The organism is Amycolatopsis sp. NPDC059021, from assembly GCF_042739895.1.
Taxonomy (GTDB): Bacteria; Actinomycetota; Actinomycetes; order Mycobacteriales; family Pseudonocardiaceae; genus Amycolatopsis.
In genome coordinates this window covers 100,334-121,190 of sequence record NZ_JBHYIQ010000011.1, presented here as the reverse complement: position 1 = coordinate 121,190, position 20,857 = coordinate 100,334, and the positions used below count along the sequence as shown (strand labels likewise).

The following is a 20,857-nucleotide window of genomic DNA, read 5'->3' as shown; positions in this document are numbered from 1 at the left end:
TCGCCGAACGGCAGGACGAGGAAATCCTTCAGAACGGCGGCGATCAGTGCGTGCACGAACGGGACCCCCAGGCCGGCATGTGACCATGCGCGAACCCTCCGGTCTTCGACTGTGCCCCAGCCCGGCCGCACCGGTCAACGCGATCGGCGAGAATGCACCGAACGGCGCAGCACGGCAGAGATCATCGTCGATATCCGCGCCGTCGGCTGCCCGATCCGCCGCCCGATCGCGCCGCGTACGGTCCGGCGAACGCCTGCCGTGCGGTCATCTCCGGCGCACCCATCTGTCCACAAAGGACAATTTGCGGACGGCGTAAGCGCTGCCTCGGCTACCCACCGGCACCGACAGGGCACGGGCGGCGTTACTCCAACCGGGTAAACCGGGAAGTATCGGGGAGCACCACTTGTGTGGCCGGTCAGCGCGTCGATACTGTCGGCGAGAGGATGATCCTACGACGCGGCACAGTGCGGACATCTCGAATTGCCGCCTCGAATGGATATGAACGCCCGTGCTCACCGAGGAGGTTCCGCGGTGTGGTGGCGCAACGCGGTCATTTACGAGATCTATGTACGATCGTTCGCCGATTCGAATGGCGACGGTATCGGCGACATACCGGGAATCGTCGGCAGGCTCGACTATCTGTCCTGGCTGGGGGTGGACGCCGTCTGGCTCACCCCGATCATGACCTCACCCGGCCACGACCTGGGGTACGACGTCTCCGGCTATCTGGACGTCGATCCCGTTCTCGGCACCTTGGCCGATGTCGACCGGTTGGTGGCCGAAGCGGCCGACCGGGGAATTCGCGTGCTGCTCGACCTCGTGCCGAACCACACGAGCATCGAGCATCCCTGGTTTCGCGACCCGGAAACACGGAAACGGTACTACGTCTGGAGCGACCGGCCCAACAACTGGCTGAGCACGTTCCACATTCCTTCCTGGACTTTTCACGAGCAGGAAGGACGCTACTACCTGCACAGTTATCTACCGGAACAACCCGATCTCAACTGGTGGCATCCCGAAGTCCGCGATCATTTCGACGAGATACTCGGGTTCTGGTTCGATCGGGGAATAGCGGGTTTCCGGATCGACGCCTGCTATGCGATCGTCAAGGACCAGCTGTTGCGGGACAATCCTCCGGCGGGCCCTGCCGATCACCCGTGGGATCGCAACCGGGGGCAGCGCCCGGTCCGGAGCGCCCACCAGCCGCAGGTGCACGACGTGCTGCGGCGCTGGCGGCTGGTCGCCGAGAAGTACGATCCGTGCCGGCTGCTCATGGGCGCCACCTGGGTTCCCGAGGCAGGCGAACTGGCCGCGTATTACGGCGCGGGGGACGAATTGCACCTTCCCCAATATCCCCAGTTGCTGTTCACGCCGTTCGAGCCGCGGGAACTGTGCCGCGTGGTCGAGGAATGGCTGGCGGCCGTGCCGGACGGCGAGACACCGGTCTGGCTCGCGTCCAGCCACGACTTTTCCCGGTTCCCGTCCCGCTGGTGCGACGAAAACGAGCCACTGATCCGTACCGCGCTGAGCATGCTGCTCGGCCTTCCCGGGGCCTGCGTCCTTTACCAGGGCGACGAAATCGGCCTGGCGGACACCCCGATGCCCGCTCGGCGGATCCGTGACCCCACCGGCCTGTGTCGCGACACGTACCGCGCTCCGATGCCGTGGTGCGACGCCCCGGGTGGCGGTTTCACCACGGGCAGGCCGTGGCTGCCGCTCGCCGATCCCCCGCTCCGCAATGTCGCGGATCAGCGGCGCGACCAGGACTCGACACTCCAGCACACGCGCCGGTTGATCGCCGCGAAGAAGACGCTGACCGGACCGTACCGGCGGCGCGAGGTGTCCGGCCACCACTGGGCCTTCACCCGCGGCGACTCGCTCGTCGAACTGGACTTCGGCCCCGCCCGGCCGCTCGGTCCCGGACCCGCGCGGGTGACCCGGTGACGCGCGGAGCCGATCCCGGACCGGAGGCGGGGGTCACCGAACAGCTCCTGGACCCGCGCGCTCCGGACGACGTCTCGCCGGCGCTCGCCGCCGCCGCGCGGGCACTGGACGGCAGGCAGGTCTGGCACGTCAACACCACCGCGCTGGGCGGCGGTGTCGCCGAGCTGATCCGCGTGACGGTGCCGGAGCACACCGCCGCCGGCGTCGGCTCCCGATGGCTGGTGACCCAGGCGCCGACCGGGTTCTTCACCATGACCAAGCAACTGCACCACCTGCTGCACGGTATGCCGGGCAACGGCCGGGCGCTGACTCCCGCCGACGGCGCGGACTACGCCGCGATCACCGCCGAGCACGCCGCTGCGGTTCTGCGCCGGGCGGGCCGCGGGGATCTCGTGGTCCTGCACGATCCGCAGACCCTCGGCCTGGCACCGGCACTGCGCGACGCGGGCATGCGTGTGATCTGGCGTTCGCACATCGGCACACGGCGGGAGTCCGCGCGTACCGCGTCGGCTTGGCGTTTTCTCGCACCTTTCCTCGACGGCGTGCACCAGCTGGTGTTCACCTCGCCGAGCTATGTCCCGGCGCACCTGTCCGGCCGTGCCGTCGCCATCATCCCGCCCGCCATCGATCCCCGATCGCCTCGGTGCCGCCCCATGCCCGCCGGCGAGATTTCGGCCGTGCTCGGCGCCATCGGGCTACAGAACGGCCCGCCCATCGCCGACCTGGCCACTGCGGCGCGTGTCGTGCAGGACGAGCACCTGCCCGCCGACGCGCCGGTCGTCGCCCAGATCTCCCGATGGGATCCGCTCAAGGACATGCGTGGCGTCCTGGAGGCGTTCGCCGCGGAGATCGCTCCGGGCGGGCCCTCGCACCTCGTGCTGGCCGGGCCCGATCCGGACGAAGTCGCCGACGATCTGGAGAACCGGGCCGTGCTGGCCGACGTGCTCGACGCGTACGCCCGGCTGCCGCCGCCGGTGCGCCGGCGGGTTCATCTGGCCATCCTGCGGTTGTCCGCGCGGGAAGCCAACGGCCGCATCGTGAACGCGGTGCAGCGGCGCGCGACCGTGCTGGTGCAGAAAAGCCTCAGGGAGGGTTTCGGCCTGGCGGTGACCGAGGCGATGCACAAACGCCGTCCCGTGGTGGCCTCGGCGGTCGGCGGGATCGTCGAGCAGATCACGCACCGCGTGCACGGATTGCTGGTGCCGCCCCGGGACGCGCGGGCCCTCGGCGCCGCGGTGCGGGAGTTGCTCGGCGACCCGGGACTCGCGACCTCGCTGGCCACCGCGGCGGGCGCGCACTGCGACCGCACGTTCCTGGTCGCGCGGGAACACGAACGCTACGCACGGCTGTTCCTGGCCGCCGTGTCCGAGCCGTGAGGCACCAGCCGCGCTCGACGGAGAGGCAGAGCACGTGACCGAAACCGGGAAGGACGTCGCAGGCACCGGAGCCTTCGTCCGAGGTCGGCCGACCCTGCTTTCCTACATCGCGCTGGGCGCGTACACCTTCTGGTTGTACGCCTTCGGGCCGGCACTCGCCCTCTTGCGGGCCGAGATCGGATTCTCGTACACGATGATCAGTGTCTACTCGGCCATGTGGGCGGGCGGGTCGATCCTGGCCGGACTGACCTTCCCGGCGGCCGCCGGCCTGTTCGGCCGCCGGGCGCTGTTGTGGTGGACGGCGCTGGTGACCACGCTCGGGGCCGCGCTGTTCACCTTCAGCCATGCCCTCGCGCCGACGCTGGCCGGAGCGGTGGTGATGGGCTGGGCAGGCACCACGGTGCAGATCACCACGCAGTCGGTGCTCGCCGACCAGCACGGCCCGCGCAGCGACAAGGCCTTGGTGGAGGCCAACATCGGCGCCGGCGCCGCCGCGGTCCTCGCCCCACTGGCGCTCGGCGCGTTGCACGGCACCCCGGCGGGCTGGCGGGCCGCCATGGCGGTTCCCGCGGTGGGCCTTGTCGTGCTGTACCTGTTCTATCGCCGCACGTCCTTTCCCGCTGTGTCCCTGCGAGGCTGTGGGAAGGATCGGGCCAGCCGGACCGGGCTGCCGGCCGCCTGCTGGTCGCTGTGCCTGCTGGTGGCGGTCGGGATCGGAGTGGAGTTCTGCGTGGTCTATTTCGGGTCGGAACTGCTGACCGCGACCACCGGGCTGTCCACGTCGTCGGCCACCACGGCGATGACGGTGTTCTACGCGGGCATCCTGCTCGGCCGGGTCGCCGGTGCCCGGCTGACCCGCCACCCCGGCCGTACCCGGACGCTGGTGTGGTGGTCGCTGGCGATCACCCTGGCGGGACTGATCGCCCTGTGGCTGGGCGGAAACGTGACCGTGGCGCTGGGCGGCCTGTTCGCCGCCGGGCTGGGGATCGCCAACCAGTTCCCCCTGACACTCGCGCTGGCACTGGCCGCCGCGCCGGGCCGGACCGACACGGCGAACGCCCGCGCCCAGTTGCTCGGCGGTGTGGTGGTGCTGGTGTCGCCGTTCCTGCTCGGCACGATGGCCGACCACATCGGCCTGGCAGGCGGTTTCAGCGTCGCGCCCGCACTGACCGCGCTGTCCGGCCTGCTGCTGCTCGCCGCGCGCGGCGGATCGGCCGTCCGTTCCGGCACCTGAAACGAAGCATGGCTTCCCGGCGTATACGCGCGATCGGTGTCGTCGGCGCGAGCATTCGGCGGACGTCGCAATCCACTCTCCATCGCTTGTCGATTACGGGGCCGTAGTCATGGACAGGTGCTGGGAGAATCCATCGACGAAGCGCCGGCCCGCGAGGCAGGCAAGGGCTACGCGAACCTGCCACCGGAACCCGATCCCGCGCCCTCCCCGAGCCCCGGAGTGCCCAGGCACACCCCGGATTCTCCCCGCGCCCGAGCCACACCGGTCACCGTCGCCGTACTGGCCGCGCTCGTCGTGGCGATCGGCGCCTTGGAGAGCATGCCGCTGCCCGCGCTCCCCCTCATCCAGCGAGAGCTGGGGCTGACCCCGGCCCAAGCCGCCCTGCTGGCCACCACGCTGCTGCTCACCGGCTCGGTGACCATGCCGACCATCGCCAAGCTCGCCGACGCCCGCGGCGGGCAGCGGACGCTGCTCGCGCTCGCCTGGTGCATCGTGGCAGGCGGGACGTGCTCCGCGTTCGCCGGCTCCTTGCCTGCGATGCTCTTCGGCCAGTTCATGCAGGGGCTCGGAGCCGCCATCGTCCCGGCGACGTTCGTGGTCCTGCGCGAGTCGTTCCCGGAGCGGATGCCGGTGGCGGTCGGTGTGATCACCGGGTGTTTCACCATCGGCGGCGGTGTCGGCGTCCTCGCCTCGGGACCGCTCGCGGACGCGCTGTCCCGGCGCTGGATGTTCTTGCTGCCCACGCTGATCGTGGCGGCACTGGCCGTCGTCGCGCATCGCGCGCTCCCGCGCCGGACCGTCCACAAGGGACGATCGGCGCGACTGGACTGGCCGGGTGGCGCGCTGCTGGCGGCGACGCTCGTGACCGTGATCCTGAACCTCACCTGGCTTCCGCAGAACGGGTGGTCTTCCTTCACCACCCTCGCCCTGCTCGTCCTGACCATCGTGTTCGGCGCCGCGTGGGTATGGGTCGAACGCCGCGCCGCCGATCCCATGGTGGATCTGCGCATGCTGGGCAGGCGAGGCGTCTGGAGTTCCAGTGTCGTCGCGGGGATGCTCGGGGCGGGCTACACGGTGCCCTACTTCTTGTTCCCCCAGCTGCTGGCGATGCCGCCGGCGGTGGCCGGGTTCGGGTTCGGCGCGTCGTCCAGTGCCGTCAGTCTGTACCTGTTCCCCGGAATCGCCGTGGCGATCGTGGTCGGCCCGCTGACCGGGCTGCTCGTGCGCAGGGTCGGTTCCCGCGCGGTCGTCGCGGGCGGACTGGTCCTGACCGCGTCGGGCGCCCTGATCGCGACGCTCTGGCACAGCGCGCCCTGGCACGTCCTGCTCAGCCTCCTGTTGACGACCGGTCTCGGCATGGGCACCGCCTCCACCGCCCTCTACACCGGCATCATCGACTCGGTCGAGCAGGCGGACACCGGAGTGGCGACCGCCCTCAGCGGCATCTCCCGCGGGATCGGTGCCTCGCTCGGGGTCCAGATCGCCGCCGTGATCATCTCCGCGGGAACCAGTCCCGTCACGCACCTTCCCACCGAGCAGGGCTTCCAGGCCGGTTTCCTGCTGTCCGCGGCACTCGTCCTGCTCCCGCTCGCGATCGTTCGCTTCGTCCCGGGCAGCACGCGCGCTGTGCGGTAGTGATCTCCGGACACACCCCGGGGTCCGGCCACGCGCGGTGCTAGATTCGGTCAGCCATCGGGAAGCCGGCCCGTGGACCGTGTCCGGTCCCGTCGGCTCCCGGACATCATCGACCTCGACAACCTGTGCGAAGAATGAGGGATTCATGGCCGGCGAGCCGATCGACCTGATCCATCTCGGCGGGGAGGGCAACAGCGTCGCGCTCCGGATCCGCGGCACCTATCCGGGGTCCGACGACCTGCTGGACGGAGAGCTCCGGATCGACACGGCCTTCGTCACCGGCAGGCTGCAGATGTGGCTGGCCAAGGACACCTTGGACGCCTGGCGGGACGCCCTCGACGTGCTGGACGCGGGCGAGGACGTGGTGTGGGACACCGGAACCCGGGGGCCGATGGTGTCGCTCGGGCACGAGGAGTTCGGGCGGGTGGCCATCACGGTCAGGGACCCGGACGCGTCGGGGGTCGGGGTGACCGTGCCGGTCCCGCTGGACGACGCCTGGTTCGACGACGCCTACGACCGGCTGGACCGGGTCTGGCGGGCGTGGTTCGGCTCCGCCTGATCCCCGTCCCCCTGTTTCCCCTGTTCAACGGCCGTATCCCGAAATTCCGCCTGGCAAAGGATACCGAGAACCCCTTTCACCCCACGTGGCGTCCGCACACACTTCTCCCATCGGTGGTGAGGGGAGAACGCGTGCCTGTACAGCCTGGGCGGGAATCGGCCATGCCGGATCACGGCTCTCGCCGGCCTCGCTCGTCCGCGGAAGGGGCCTGTCCGCGAATGATGTCTACCGGCGCCGTGAGCCTCCGGTGACCACGGTCCTCGCCGACCCCGGTGTTCTTCGCACGCGCTTGCGGGACGCGGGATTCACTGTCGTGGACCAGCAGCACGACCGGCCGGACGTGGTGCTGGCCGACTTCCGCGAACGTGCCACCGTGGTGTTCGGCGCGCCGGTGCTGGCCTGGGTGGACGCCGGGTCGCTGCCCGCCGCGATCCGGTCGGGCGCGCGGGGATTCCTCGAGGAGGAGGTTTCCGCCGGGACCTTGCGGCGCGCGGTGCTCACGGTCGCCGCCGGTGGCATGTTCTTCGGGCCGGGTCTGCTCGCCGCAGCGGTCGAGGCGACCTGGTGCGGGCTGACCGAGCGGGAAGAAGAGATCCTCCGCCTGCTCGCGGCGGGCCGGTCGACCGCGGACCTGGCCCAGCATCTCGAACTGGCACCGAAAACCGTCCGCAACCACTTCGCCGCGATCGGCGGCAAGCTCGGCCTGCGCGGCCAGGCAGAACTCACCGCCTTCGCCCGTGGAGCCCTGCCGGGGCGTCACGCGCTCATGGACACGGGGGCTGGTACGGGTAATCGCCGAACTGAGCCGACCACTCGTCGCGCGTGATCGGTGTGCCGGCCCATGCGCAGATACGGCGCACGGCGGTATCGAGGCCGGCGTCCCAGAGTCTCATGACGCGTTCGTTACTCGCGATCGCGATCCGTCCGCCGGTTGCGGTGAAGACCATCCGTGTCACGTCGGCGTCGGGGACGCGCAGTGCGGCGATGAGCTCGGGCTGCCGCGGGTTTCCCATGTTCCACAGCCGGGTGCTGCGATCCGCGCTCGTCGTGGTCAGGGTGTGGTTGTCCGGGCTGAAGTGCACCGTTCCCACCGGGCCGGTGTGGCCGGTGATCGTGGCGAGCGCCGCCGGCTGCCGCGGGTCGGCGAGATCCCAGACGCGCGCGGTCTGGTCGAGACCGCTCCCGGCCAGCAGGCGGCCGTCGGAGCTGAACTCCACACTGGTGACGGCCTCGCGGAAACCCGCGACCGTGGCGAGCCGGCTGGGCCGTGCCCGGTCAGCCATGTCCCACAGGCGAATGGTGCGATCGGTGTTGCCGGAAGCGAGGTAGCGCCCGTCCGGGCTGAACGCGACCGCGTTGACGTTGCGGAACTTCTCGGTCAGGGTCGCCAGCCTGACCGGCCTGCGCGGATCGGTGACGTCCCAGACCGCCAGCACACCCTCGTCATCGCCGGTGGCGAGGGTGTTTCCGTCCGGGCTCCATGCCACCGCGCTCACCGCGTCGTGGTACCCGTCGAGGACAGCCAGGGAATCGGGCCGGTCCGGGGCGGTGATGTCCCACAGCCGGACCACGCGATCGGCGCCGGCGGTGGCGAAGTGCGCTCGTCGTGGGCTGAAGGCCGTGCCCAGCACCGCGTCGGTGTGCCCGGTCAGCGTGGCCAAGGACGTCAGCCGGTTCCAGTCGGTGGTCCTCCACAGCCGGACTCGCTGATCACGACGGGCCGTGGTCGCGATGATCCCGGTGCCGGGATCGACGGAGATCCCCTGCAACTCCGTGTCGTGCCCGCTCGGGTTGACCGGCGGCAGGTGCCACAGGTAGGCGCGACCGGCACTGCTGGAGCTGGCGAACACGGCGCCGGAGCGGTCCGCGGCCATGGCGCGCACCCGGTTGGGCTGGGCGAGCCGGGAAACCTCCCGGCGCGCGCCGACATCCATGATCCTGATGATGCCGTCGCTGGCACCGACAGCGAGATGCGTGGCGTCCTTGGTGAACGCGAGGCCGCGCACCAACCCGTTCGGGCTGGAGAAGGCGGTCAGCCCGCCGGCCCGTGGCCCCGCCACCGCGGACAACCACAGGTGGTTGCCCTCGTCGGCCACCGCCAGTGTCCTGCCGTCCTGGCTGAAGGCCAGCGCGCTGACCTCACCCGCCGCGTCGCCGATCACCTGCGGAGGTGGCGGGTTCCGGGGATCACGCACATCCCACAGCAGCACCGTGCCGCGCTCACCGGTGGTGACCATCGCCGGGCCCGCCGGGCTGAAGGCGATCTTGGTGGCCTCACCGCCGCGGTCGGCCAGTACGGCCAGCGGGGCGGGCTGGGCGGGAACCCGCACGTCCCACAACCGGACGTCGTGATCGGCGCTGCCGGTCGTCGCCAGCAGCGTGCCGTCACTGCTGAAGCGGACCTGGGACGTCGGCACATCCGGCGCGACCACCGCACGCAGCGTCGGCTGTTCGGGGGTTCCCACGTCCCACAACCGGACTCCCCCGGCGGCCGACACGGCCAGCGTCCGCCCGTCGGGGCTGAAGTCCAGCGCCGTCACCTTCCCGGTGTCGGTCAGCGTGGCGACCGGCCGGGTGCTCCGCCCTTCGGCGTTGTCCCACAATTGCAGGACTCCGTCGATGCCACCGGTCGCGGTCAACGTCCCGTCGCCACGCAACGCGACGGCGTCGATCTGGTCACCACCGCCGTACAGCCTTGTGGGGTAGGGCAGCGACAAGCTGCTGAGCATCGCGCCTCTGGCCGCCGGGGTGTCCGCCATCCGGTATGCGGCGACGGCGAGCTGACCTGCCAGCGACGGATCGGTGTCCAGCAGGCCGGACGCCCGCTCCGCGGCCTGCCGCGAGGTCGCGACATCGCGTTCGGTGATCGCGTTCTGCCGCTGGACCAGTGCCATACCTCCGACAACGGTGGTGAGCACGACCGACACCGTCAGCGCCGCGACCAGCTTGCGCAGCCTGCGGATGCCCTTGCGCTCCTCACGCGCGCTGCCGTGCAGGAAATCCCTCTCCACCGGCGTGAGCTCGTCTTCGTGTGCCTCGCGCCATTCCCGCGCGCCTGCCAGCGCGGCCCCCCGGTAGGTCAGCCCGGCCTGGCGCCCTTGCCGGTCCCATGCCTCGGCGGCCTCGACGAGCCGCTGGTGAGTGTGCAGCCCGGTCCGGTCGGCGTCGATCCAGTCGCTCAACCGCGGCCACGCCCGCAGCAGTGCCTCGTGGGTGATCTCCACACTCGTCCGGTCGAGGGTGAGCAGCCGCGCCGAGACGAGGGCTTCCAAGGCGATCATGACCGGTTCGTGCTGCGCGGTATCCCCGACGAGACGGTCCCGGTCGACGCGCCGGCGGGTGTCCTCGCCGTTTTCCCCGACCCGCACCAGACGCAGCAGCACTCGGCGAGCGGCCTGCTGGGCGGCGGGATCCAGCCGGTTGTAGACGCGTTCGGCGGTGGCCGCGACCGCGCCGTAGACACCACCGGTGCGCTGATAGCCGACCACCGTCAACGTGCCGTTCTCACGCTCCTGCCAGGTCGCGAGCAACGCGTGCGACAGGAGCGGCAGAACTCCCGGTTCGTAGCCGGCGGCTTCCCGGCCGGAGCCGATCGCCATGCCCAGGTCGCGCAGCAGCAACTCGACCAAACCCGGCTCGACGGCCAGCTTCGCTGCCCGCGCCGGAGCGGTGATGGCCTCCACGAGCTCGGCACGGTCCATCGCACCGAGGGCGAACTGGTTGTCCTGCACCGCCCTCAGCAGCTCGGGATAAGCAAGGCAGCTGCGATAGAAGTCGGCGCGAACGCCGAGCACCACCAAGGCGGCGGCCTGCTCCCCGTGCGCACCGGGACGGGCAGCGGCGAACAGCGCGCCGATGAACCGTTGCCGCTGCTCCTCGCTTTCGCAGAGGGTGAAGACTTCCTCGAACTGATCGACGATCACCAGCAGCCGACGGTCGTCCGGGCCCAGCGCGGTCCGCACCGCGCTGCCGAAGCTCGCGGAGTCGATCCCGTCCCGCAGGTCTTCCGCCGGAACTCCGAGCAGTGTGGCCGTTTCTTCGGCCAGCACGGTCGTCGGATGCGTGGCCGGGGTGATGGCCAGTACCGGCCAGGTGGCCGAGTCCGGCACCGGCAGCACGCCACGCGCCAGTGCGGGCAGCAGGCCGGCGGCCAGCAAGGAGGACTTGCCCGCGCCCGAAGCGCCCAGCATCACCAGCGGCAGCTCGCCGGTCAGGCTTTCGGCAAGCCGCTTGACCAGATCGTCGATGGCTCGCTGCCGTCCGAAGAACCAGGGAGCGTCCGCCGGGCCGAACGCGGCCAATCCCCGATACGGGCAGGGTTCGGTGTCCCTGGCCTGTATCGCCAAGGCGACCAGGACACCCTCGGCCCCGAGCACCTCGTCCAGCCGCTTGGCCAGGTCCGTGGTCGCCGGTTTGCGTCCGTTCTCGACGTTGCTCAGGTAGCCCTTGCTGTAGTGGGTGAGTCCCGAGAGCTGGGCGAGCGACAGGCCGCGCTCACCACGCAGACGGCGCATCCGCGCCCCGAACCCCGACGCCTCGGACATCCCCACCCCTTGGTCAGAAGCTGTATCCCGATCGGCCCGTCGCGAAGGATACGGGCATCCACTTCCCGTCGATGCGCTGACACAACACACTGAGGGCCTGATCGCGAACGGTGACACAGGGGGCGCGAATGATCAGCAGAATGCCCGCGAGAAACGCACTGGCCGGCGTCTTGACGCTAGCGGCCACCCTAGGCCCAGTACCGTTGACCGCGCAGGCATCGACGGCCGAACAGCCCCGTGTCGTGCTCGACGCGGCCAAGCTGAGTTCGCTGCGACAGCGCGCGCAAGCCAACGATCCTGCCTGGACCGCGCTGCGGAACAAATGCGAGAGCTACCTGGCCGGGCATGTCGAATGGCCCGAGGGCAACGACTATCCCGACGCCGGCAGCATCGGCGAGGGCTATCAGGGAGACGGCTACTTCCCCGCCGTCACCAATCTCGGCCTCTGTTTCCTCGTGGCGAAGGCGACCGACCCGGAACGCGCCAAACAGTACGGGGCCAAGGGCGTCGACGTCCTGGTCCACATGAGCGCGCCCGAGGGTGACCCGCACGCTGTCGATCCGTTGCGCGACAGCGGTTACGGGATCCGGTTCTACGGACTGGGCATGGCCATCGGCTTCGACTGGCTGCGAGAGGCCCTGTCCACGGCCGACCGGACCCGGGTGTACACCGCCGTCGATCGCTGGATCGGCGCGTACGAGACCGGCGGCTTCGGCCGCGGCTACCCGCAGGGAAACTACTTCGCGGGCTACTACGCCACAAAGGCCGTCGCCGCGCTGGCCACCGAGGGCGACGACCCACGCGCCCCCGCACAGTGGACGGATTTCCTCGACCGGGTGCACGGGAGGATGGTCCAGCCGTACTACGCGGCCAACCTCGCGGGCGGCGGCTGGCCGGAAGGCCAGAACTACGGGCCGCTGGGCACCTTCAACATGCTCCTTCCGGTGCTGGCGGCCAAGACGGCCAAGGGCATCGACCTCGTCCACGCCGCGGCGCCCTACCGGTTCCCTTCCGGCGCGGCCGAGTGGTACGTGCACAACCTGTGGCCCAGTCTGCAGCGGGTCGACGACCGGGGCACCATGCGAACCCAGCCGGAGCCCGCGGCGGCCCCGGTACGGATCATCACCCAGCTGGCAGGAATGCTGCCCGTCTGGAACGACCCGCTGGCCCCGGCGTTCCACCGATTCGCCCGCGATGTCCGTGCCGCCAACCCCGGCGGCACCACCTCGAGCGACCAGCTGTGGAGCGAGTTCCTCTTCTGGGATCCGGGCGCGCCGGAGTCGGACTACCGGACCAGTCCGCTCGCCCATTTCGCACCGGGCATGGAGATGGGCTCGGTCCGCTCCTCCTGGAACCAGGACGCCGTGTGGGGCTCGCTCAACGCAGGGCCCTACACGGGCGATCCGGCCAGCTCCGAGCAGCTGTTCGACGCGGGCAGCCTGGCCGTCGCCCGCGGCAACCGGCCATTCCTGGTCAACGCGACCGGGCAGCTGTTTCGCGGCAGCAAGGCCCCCGACGACTTCATCTACGACGACAACTTCGGTTCGGCGTCCACCCGAGGGCTCTACAACGTCTTCTACACCGACACCCCGACCCCGACCGGCCAAGGCACGAAGCTGCGGGCCGACGGTGCCCGGACGCGCATGAGCGCCTTCGACCAGACGCGGGACTACGTGTTCATGCGCGCCGGCGACCTGGCGGACATGTACCCCAGGAACTCGGCGGCCGCCACCATCTCGTCCTGGACCCGTGACGTGATGTACTTGCGGCCCAACCTCTTCGTCGTCTACGACCGCACCGAGACGGTGAACCCCGCTGTCGGGCAACGGATGCGGTTCCACTTCGCCGGCGTTCCCGCTCGCTCCGGCGACACCGCGCCCGGGGTGAGCCGGTACGACATCGGCGCCGGTGCCGCCTACGCCGGCTCCGTCAGCAGCCTGCTGCCGGCCGGCCACCAGGAGCAGGTGGTCCCCACGGTGTTCGGCGGCAGCGATGTCTCGCGCATCGATGTACGGCCGGGAACCGCGGCAGGCCAAAACCGGTGGCTCACCGTCTTCGACGCTGCGACCGGCCCCGCCGACGCGGCTCGCGCCAGCCGGCTTTCGGCGGCCGACAACACCGTCCTCGCCGGACCGGTGACCGGCACGCTGCTTCGGTCCGCCAGTGGGAACTTCGCCGTGCTCAACGGAACCGAGGCCCCGGACACCCCGATCACCCTGCCCGTCCGATACCGCATCGGCAGCGAGCGCACGCTCAACGTCATCACCGGACTCGCTCCGAACACCGACTACGCCGTCACCTCGACCGGCGACCGGGACGGCACGACTGTCGAGATCACGCCCGGCTCCGGGCAGCGGACCAGCCCGGCCGGCGTGCTCAGCTTCACCACCGGGGCCACGACACCGGCGCGGGCGAACTGACGGCAGGTCCCGGGCTCACCAGGGCGGTGACCTGAGCGCAGCGCGGACCCGACAGTCGTGGTGCGGACGTCAGCACCACCACCGTCCTCGTCAGGAGCGCGTCGTTCGGGCCGCCTTGGAACCGGAGCACTATTTCGAGCCGGCAGCCGCCGGGGTCATGTCCGCCGACCCCGGCGTCCGGTTCGCGATCATTCCCCGCCGGGAGTGCCGCCGCGGTGGGCTGATCGAGCGGTTCCGCTTTGCGTTCGAGCTGCTCGCCGATGGCTGGTTCGACTACTATCTCGCACCGATTGATGCCTCCGTGCCCCGGAACTGCCGTCGGAGTGATCTGTTCGCGTCGGCCGGGATCGATGAGCGCGCACAGATCGGTCACGCGGAGGCCGGTGTCCCCCGGTACATCGGCGGCGGCCGGTGGAGAGCCGACGCCTTCCGCGTCCTCGGGGTCGACCGCGACGGCGGCCACCAGGATCGGCGCGGCCACGGCCGTGACCGCGGCCGCCTGTATCCCGCGCCGGAACGGCCCACGGAACGACTTCTCCCGGCGGGCTTCAGCCGTTGCCCTGGCTTTTTCCTTACCTGCACAGGGGATTCCGTCGCGGCATGCTGTCAGCAGTGGCCGCACACCACGCGCCGCCGGCCGTTCCCGGGGATCCCTGGGCATGAGCGTGGCCAGCGCCCGCCCCAGCTCGCCCGCGTGCCGGGGCGGCGGCACCTTGCCCGCCGCGGTCTTCCGGAGTACCGCGCACGGACTCGCCCCGTCGAACGGCGGCGCGCCCTCCACCGCCGCGTAGAGCGTCGCGCCCAGCCCGAAGATGTCCGCTGCCCGGGTCGGCTCCCCGCCGTCGGCCACCTCGGGCGCGATGTATCCCGGAGATCCGCTGACCATCGCGGACGGGGTGATGGTGTCGTCGGTCAGCACGGACCGGGAGATCCCGAAGTCGGTCAGTTTGATCACCCCCAGCGCGGTGACGAGAACGTTGCCGGGTTTCACGTCGCGATGCACGATCCCCTGTTCGTGGACCGCTTCCAGCGCGTCGGCGAGTTGCAAACCGATTTCGATGACCGTACGCGCCGGCAGCGGCCCGTGCTCCAGCATTTCGGCGAGGGTGAAAGCGGGCACCCATTCCATGACGAGCCACAAATCGTCATCGGAAACCACGGCGTCGTGGATCGTCACCACGTTCGGGTGCTGCAGCCTGGCGGCCAGCCGCGCTTCGCGGAGCAACTGCCGGCCGCTCCCCGAATCCGGGAGCTTCGCCCGTTTCACGGCGACCATTCGGCAAAGTTTCCGGTCGTAGGCCCGCCAGACCACCCCCATGCCACCGGAACCGATGATCTCCAAGAGCCGGTACCGATTCGCTATCTGCCTGCCGACTTCGCTCACCGTTTCTCCTCGAAACCGATCCGGCCGCGGGAGATGCCCTTCCGGATCAACCCTAGAAGCAACGGTCTTGCCGGTGTGAGGGGTGTTCGGCCCCCACATCCGTGCGCTACAGGTCGTCGATCCGGACAATGCCGTCCTGGATCGCCCGTGCCACCAGCGTCGCCTTGGTCGGGGCAGGCCGCCCGGCGTTGGCGTATTTGATCCGGACGCGGTCGAGGTAGCCGTTGACGGTGCTGACCGACAGCGAGAGCTTGTCCGCGACCATTTCCTTCGATTCGCACGTGAACCAGTGGATCAGTACGTCGGTTTCCCGGGGGGACAGCCGCGGGCGGCTGCTGCTGGTGTCGGTGCCGAACGCGCCCGCCATGGCCGGTGGGGTGTAGGGCCGGTCCTCGGCGGCGGCGTGGATCGCGGCGATCAGGTGTTCCTCGCCCTCGGCCTTGGTCAGGTAGGCGAAGGCTCCGATGTCGAGGCAGGTCAGCGCCGTGTCCCGGTCGTCGCGCATGGTGTACACGATCACCTGACGGCCGTCGTCGACCAGGCGTTTGAGGTCCGCGTAGGCGGGGGCGAACGAGCCCAGCAGCAGGTCGTAGATCACCACCCGCGCCGAACGTCCTGGCTCCTGCCAGGCCACGGCCACGCTGGGTCCCGCGTCGGCCAGCCGGACGGCAGGCACCGCGGCACCACACCACGCCCGGATGCCGGCGACGACGACCGGATGGTCGTCCACCAGCACCGCTGTCACGGTTTCTCCGTTTCCCACCTGACCTCCACCCACACCTGACCGGCTCGTTCCAGACGGGACACGGCGACCTCGCCGGTGTTCTGCGCCGGGACGGCGTCCAGGGGCGCATCGGTGATCACGCTCAGCACCACGGTGCGCCGGGACCCGACGACGGTCACCCGCGCCCGCGACCGGGCGGCGGCCAGCGTCACGATGACCGGCTCGGTCAGCGCCCGGCGTACCGCCTTCGTCAGTTCGGGACGCTCGCCGCGCGCGACCAGCTGAACCGCCGTCCCCCTGCGTTCGGCCGCGTCGACACAGGAGGTCAGCTCGTGCAGGAGCGGATCGGGTACGTCGTCGCTCTCCGCGAACAGGCGGCGCATCCGCGCGGCCTCGACCGCGCACGCGGTGCGCACCCGTTCGTCGCCGGGATCCAGTCTCCCGGAGGCCAGCCCGTCCAGCAGCGGAACGGCGCTCGTCGCGACCTGGGCATAGCGTTCGCCGCGGTCCCGGTGCAGTTGCTCGGCCACAGCCTGCCCGGTCCGGGCTTCTTCCTCCTCGTGCGCCGTGCGCGCGGCGGTGACCGCCATGCGCCGCAACAACACGGCCCCCGCCGCGACCGCGATCTGAAAGGCCAGCGGAAGCAGACTGGCCATCGCCAACTCGATCAGGGCGAACCGCTCCGCATGCCCGGCGACGAGGACGTAACCGAAACTCAGCACAGTGTGCGCGGCAAGAAACAGCACCACCGCCGTGAAGGAGTGGTCGAGCAGCAGCAGGAGCGCGACCCACCCGAAGCCGCGCACCGTCCAGCCCAGATCCCCGCCCAGCCGTGCGGGCGGTGTGCCGGAGATCGCGGCCGCGGCCGCCACCAGCACCACCCCGGCCAGCAGCCAGCGCCACCGGCCCAGCGGCCGTTCCCGCCACAGGAACACACCGGCGACGAGCGTTACGGCGACCAGCAGCGCAAACGACGCGAGCTGAATCCCGAACGACGCGTACTCACCGGAATGGGCCGGGAACCACGGCAGGACCAGAACGAACAGGACCGCCAGCGCGATGGCGAGGGTGGCCAACCGCAGCGCGCGGAGGAAACGCGCCTCGGTCACGGCCCGCCAGCCGCTATCCACGGGACCACTCCACGCGCACCCGGGTGCCCCACCCCTGCTCGCTGGTCACGACGGCCCGCCCGCCGGCTCGCTGCATCCGTTCGATGATGGACAGGGACAGGCCGTGGCATTCGGGCGTCACCGAACCCGGTGCGAAGCCACGACCCTCGTCCGCCACCTCCACACACACCTGTCCCGCCGTTTCACTGGCGACGAGGGACGCGACGGTGCAGCCGGAGTGGCGGGCGGCATTGGTCAAGGCCTCCGTCACAGCGCCACGGATGGCCAATCCCGGCGCCCGGGGCAGCACCAGCTCGGACGGCAGGGAAGAACGCACCTCACGGAGCTGGCTGCGCGCGGCGACGTCGGCGAGCAGCACGACCAGATCGACTTCGCCGCCGGTGACGCTGTCCTGCTCACCACGCAGGATCGCGGCGTCCCGCGCCGCCTGCGCGGCGAGCCAAGGTTGTCTGCCCTCGACGACGCCCGCGCCGAGCAGGAGAAGCGTTGTCGCCGCGGTGTCGTGCAGCGCGCTGAGGTATTCCCGTTCGTCGGCACGCCGCGCGGCGGCCACCGACGCGGCCCGGCGTGCTCGCTCCCGATGAGCGATGAGCTCGTCCGCGGTCCGGGCGCCTCGTCGCACCAGCGCGAACAGCCCTCGCGAAAGCGCGCCTTCGGCGACGAGCCACACGTTGGAAAGCGCGGCAGGCCAATGAGCCGGGTCGGCCAGCGCGAAACCCAGCATGTAGACCGAGGTAAGCAGAACGGCAGCCGCCATTCCCGCGCCCAGCCCGGTATGCCACTGACATGCGACGATCACGATCGACAGCACCACCAGCGCCCAGCTGGTCCCGTTGTGCAGGGACGCGATGGACACCGTCCAGGGCTGTGTTGCGCACATCGCGGCCGATATCGCGAAATCCACGTACAGCAACCACATTCCGGCGCCGCGCGGCAACGCGAGAGCGTACGCGGTGTTCCAGCACCAGAATGCCAGCACCGCTCCGGCGAGAGCGAGGTCGGCGAAACCGGACGCGACGAGCGCGAGCGTACCCGCACACGTGCACACGACCATCCGTGAGACGGCCGCGCAGCGCAGGCCCAGGACGTGCAGCCCCCGTTCGACAGCGCCGCCGGCCTGTTTCCGCCGAAAGCGATCGCGCCTCGGCACGGCGAACCGGTGCCCTGCCTCGGCGACGTTCGTCATGCTTTTCCCCTTCAGCACCGCATATCCGCTGCCGGGACGGAGGTCCACTTTATGATGACCACCGGGACACGCAGGCGGCTTATCGACGATTTGTCACCCGAACGGCGCATGCCTCCCGATCGGCTGTACCCACGGCGTGGGGATGTGCCTTCCGGCGCGGTGGCTCGCGTGAAGATCGGCCGTCAATCCCGAAGCGGAATTCGACCCCTATGAGGCGGTTTCGACAATTCGCCGCACAGGCGCTTCACCGGGTAAGGAGGAAGTAGGCGTAACGCTCGTCGAGTTCGTCCTTCGGCACCAGCTGAACGGCCTTCGGGACCAGACCGCTGGCCTCGGCGAGCTGCCAGAACGCGTCGATCGGGTAGGTCGTCATCTCGGCGAGTCCCGTCGCATAGGACCGTCTGCGCGGCTTCGTGCGCCAGCGGCGGGTGCCGTACTTGATCTGGATCAACGCGAGCCCGCCAGGGGCGAGCAGCTCACGCGCGATACGCAGCAGCCGTTCCCCGTACTCCGGACTGGGAATCAGTTCGAAAACGTAAAAACACAGGAAAACGTCGCAGGGGCCACCGACCCGCGCGAGCGCCTTTTCCGGCGCCGCCACGTCGATCGCGATCCGGCGGAAGGGCGTACCGCAGACGTCGGCGACCTGCTTCTCGCACTCCGTCAGCGTCGCCTCGGCGATGTCCACACCGACGAACTCCCCCGCCTCCGGCGCGAAATGGACCGCGTTCGCGCCGCCACCGCAACCCCACTCCAGGACCCGGTCCCACGGCCGCGTGAAGCCGGCCATACGCGCGCCCGCCTCGAACATTTCCCGATGCCGCGCACCGATCCTCGACCACAGATCGGTGCCGGCGAACGTCGGCGAGTCCCGCCAGTGCGCGTTGGCCCGCCATTTCGCACCCGCCGGTTCCCGCCAGTACCGCTGGGCATCCGCCGCGATCCGCGATTCCCGTTGCCTGGCCCCGATCTCGGCCAGCGCACGCTGAACGACGTCTTCGGCATTTCGGGCCATCTTCTTCCCCCATGCGAAAGCGGGGAAAGGCGACTGCTGAGCTGAGACATTCGTCAAGTCCATTTCGATAGGCAGCACAAGGAAAGCTTCGGGCATCACGGCACTTCCGGCAGGAGCGCGCCAGGCCGTGCGGCACACCGATCCGGCGGGCGGAAACGTGAGAACGCGCCTCGTCGGGCAACGGCGGCATCGCTCGCCCCAGCGTCATCGCCATCGACCGCGGCACCGCGAGCACTACGGCATCGGCGTGCGCGAGCACCAGCCCCGTGACCACCCCCGCCGGCGTGCGCGCCGACCGTCGTCACCGAGTCCGTCCCGGCCAGTATCCCGGTTTCGTGCTGGTGCGTCAGCCCCGGCGGCAAACTGAGTACCCCAGGCAGGACCGGCCGGTCCAGCTCGTAGTCCACAGAGGACACCGAGGCACCCGTTCCCGGCACCGGTCCGCGGGGCGCCCGGCCTCGGGTGGGCACGGGCCGGCGCGGTTGAGTACCGTGGACGCGTGATGGCGAGCGTGCTCAGCAAGACACGGCAGGTGCTCCTGCTGTGCGCGCTCGCCCTCGGCGTGATCGCGATGCACCACGTCAGCCCGGCGAACGGGATGCCGTGCGGAACCCCGGCGGCGGTCTCCCATCTGATGTCCGCGGGCGAAGCCGGCATGGTCGTCGCCACGGCGTCCGAGTCAGGGCATCCCGGGATGCCCGCGAGCGGCCACGAGCTGCTCCACCTGTGCCTGGCCGTGATGACCGCGGCCGCACTGCTCGCGCTGGTGTTGCGAGCGCTCGTCGTGCTCTCCCGTGCCGCCGCCACGGCCGTGGCGCTGACCGGGCCGCGTGGCTCACCGGGCCCCGGGCGGCCGCCTGATGACAGACGGGGACGCGGTGTTCTCACTTCTCTTTGCGTGTTGCGGGTGTGATCGGACGAGTTCTCGTTCGCTCACACCCTGACCAACCACAGCAGAGAGAAGTACTCGTCATGCGCAAAACACTTGCCATCAGCGGCGTCGCCGTGGCTTCCGCCCTTGTCCTCGCGGCGTGCGGCGGGAACGACGACATGTCCGGTATGCGGCATTCGAGTTCGCCGGCCCCGTCGGCGGCGTCCGGGCCGCAGGCCGGGCACAACGCCGACGACGTCGCCTTCGCCCAGCAGATGATCCCGCACCACGGCCAGGCGCTGGACATGGCGAAAATGGTGCCCACCCGCAGCACGAACCCGAAGGTCCTCGACCTCGCGAGCCGCATCGAGAAGGCCCAGGACCCGGAGATCACGCAGATGCGGAGCTGGCTGTCCTCCTGGGGCGCCGCGCCCGGCGCGAGTTCGATGCCGGGCATGGATCACGGCTCGATGCCGGGTATGAGCGGCGGCCCGATGCCCGGGATGATGTCCGGCGACGACATGACGAAGCTCGGCCAGGCCAAGGGCGCCGACTTCGACACGATGTGGCTGCGGATGATGGTCCAGCACCACCAGGGCGCGATCGACATGGCCAGGACCGAACTGGCCAAGGGCGGCAGCGCCGACGCCAAGGCGCTGGCCCAGAAGATCATCGACGGCCAGCAGGCCGAAATCACCGAGATGCGGGGCCTGCTCGGCCAGAGCTGAGGAATCGGGTGGAGGTTCGGGTTGTCCTCCCCCGCCAACCGCGAGGCCCACCCATGTTGACCCACCACCACGGGCAGCACAACAGGCCCCAACACCATGACCCCGGA

Annotated in this window: 15 protein-coding genes; 9 read left to right on the top strand and 6 right to left on the bottom strand. The window is 70.2% G+C overall.

Annotation, left to right across the window (positions count from 1 at the left end; translation table 11 throughout):
• Positions 1–531 precede the first annotated feature (531 nt).
• The 6 genes from ACFWX1_RS09120 to ACFWX1_RS09095 all read left to right on the top strand — a co-directional run bounded on the left by ACFWX1_RS09120 (position 532) and on the right by ACFWX1_RS09095 (position 7,574).
• Positions 532–1,944: an alpha-amylase family glycosyl hydrolase gene (locus tag ACFWX1_RS09120; protein ID WP_378385460.1), complete on the top strand. Its 1,413-nt coding sequence runs from the start codon at positions 532–534 to the stop codon at positions 1,942–1,944.
• Complete coding sequence (locus tag ACFWX1_RS09115) at positions 1,941–3,320, top strand: glycosyltransferase (protein WP_378385458.1); 1,380 nt, start codon at positions 1,941–1,943, stop codon at positions 3,318–3,320. The genes ACFWX1_RS09120 and ACFWX1_RS09115 overlap by 4 nt, the downstream gene beginning before the upstream one ends.
• Before the next feature lie 34 nt (positions 3,321–3,354).
• Entirely contained in the window at positions 3,355–4,554 is a 1,200-nt protein-coding gene (locus ACFWX1_RS09110) for an MFS transporter (protein ID WP_378385456.1), read from the top strand.
• 117 nt (positions 4,555–4,671) lie between these two features.
• Positions 4,672–6,189, top strand: coding sequence for an MFS transporter (locus tag ACFWX1_RS09105; RefSeq protein WP_378385454.1), 1,518 nt, complete (start codon positions 4,672–4,674; stop codon positions 6,187–6,189).
• Positions 6,190–6,334: 145 nt separating this feature from the next.
• Positions 6,335–6,748, top strand: a complete 414-nt coding sequence (locus ACFWX1_RS09100) for a DUF5959 family protein (RefSeq protein ID WP_378385452.1) — start codon at positions 6,335–6,337, stop codon at positions 6,746–6,748.
• Positions 6,749–6,995: 247 nt separating this feature from the next.
• Positions 6,996–7,574, top strand: coding sequence for a response regulator transcription factor (locus ACFWX1_RS09095; RefSeq protein ID WP_378385450.1), 579 nt, complete (start codon positions 6,996–6,998; stop codon positions 7,572–7,574).
• Here ACFWX1_RS09095 and ACFWX1_RS09090 read toward each other — a convergent pair.
• On the bottom strand, positions 7,513–11,292 hold the full coding sequence (locus tag ACFWX1_RS09090; RefSeq protein WP_378385449.1) for a helix-turn-helix domain-containing protein: 3,780 nt from the start codon (positions 11,290–11,292) through the stop codon (positions 7,513–7,515). The genes ACFWX1_RS09095 and ACFWX1_RS09090 overlap by 62 nt on opposite strands.
• A 203-nt stretch (positions 11,293–11,495) precedes the next feature.
• Between ACFWX1_RS09090 and ACFWX1_RS09085 the strand changes: the two genes are divergently transcribed.
• On the top strand, positions 11,496–13,712 hold the full coding sequence (locus ACFWX1_RS09085) for a hypothetical protein (protein WP_378385447.1): 2,217 nt from the start codon (positions 11,496–11,498) through the stop codon (positions 13,710–13,712).
• Here the strand turns inward: ACFWX1_RS09085 and ACFWX1_RS09080 are convergent.
• From ACFWX1_RS09080 to ACFWX1_RS09060, 5 genes are all read right to left on the bottom strand, one after another.
• Entirely contained in the window at positions 13,675–15,096 is a 1,422-nt protein-coding gene (locus tag ACFWX1_RS09080; protein ID WP_378385446.1) for a serine/threonine-protein kinase, read from the bottom strand. The genes ACFWX1_RS09085 and ACFWX1_RS09080 overlap by 38 nt on opposite strands.
• 106 nt (positions 15,097–15,202) lie before the next feature.
• Positions 15,203–15,841: a DNA-binding response regulator gene (locus ACFWX1_RS09075; RefSeq protein ID WP_378385444.1), complete on the bottom strand. Its 639-nt coding sequence runs from the start codon at positions 15,839–15,841 to the stop codon at positions 15,203–15,205.
• On the bottom strand, positions 15,838–16,950 hold the full coding sequence (locus tag ACFWX1_RS09070) for a hypothetical protein (protein ID WP_378385443.1): 1,113 nt from the start codon (positions 16,948–16,950) through the stop codon (positions 15,838–15,840). Before ACFWX1_RS09070 ends, ACFWX1_RS09075 begins: the two co-directional genes overlap by 4 nt.
• Positions 16,943–18,136 (bottom strand): sensor histidine kinase, encoded by a 1,194-nt coding sequence (locus ACFWX1_RS09065; protein WP_378385441.1) that lies wholly within the window; start codon positions 18,134–18,136, stop codon positions 16,943–16,945. The genes ACFWX1_RS09070 and ACFWX1_RS09065 overlap by 8 nt, the downstream gene beginning before the upstream one ends.
• Positions 18,137–18,380: 244 nt before the next feature.
• Entirely contained in the window at positions 18,381–19,151 is a 771-nt protein-coding gene (locus tag ACFWX1_RS09060) for a class I SAM-dependent methyltransferase (RefSeq protein WP_378385439.1), read from the bottom strand.
• Positions 19,152–19,653: 502 nt separating this feature from the next.
• On the opposite strand from ACFWX1_RS09060, the gene ACFWX1_RS09055 reads away from it, so the two are divergent.
• Positions 19,654–20,064: a DUF6153 family protein gene (locus tag ACFWX1_RS09055; protein WP_378385538.1), complete on the top strand. Its 411-nt coding sequence runs from the start codon at positions 19,654–19,656 to the stop codon at positions 20,062–20,064.
• 59 nt (positions 20,065–20,123) lie between these two features.
• Positions 20,124–20,750, top strand: coding sequence for a DUF305 domain-containing protein (locus ACFWX1_RS09050; protein WP_378385438.1), 627 nt, complete (start codon positions 20,124–20,126; stop codon positions 20,748–20,750).
• Positions 20,751–20,857 lie beyond the last annotated feature (107 nt).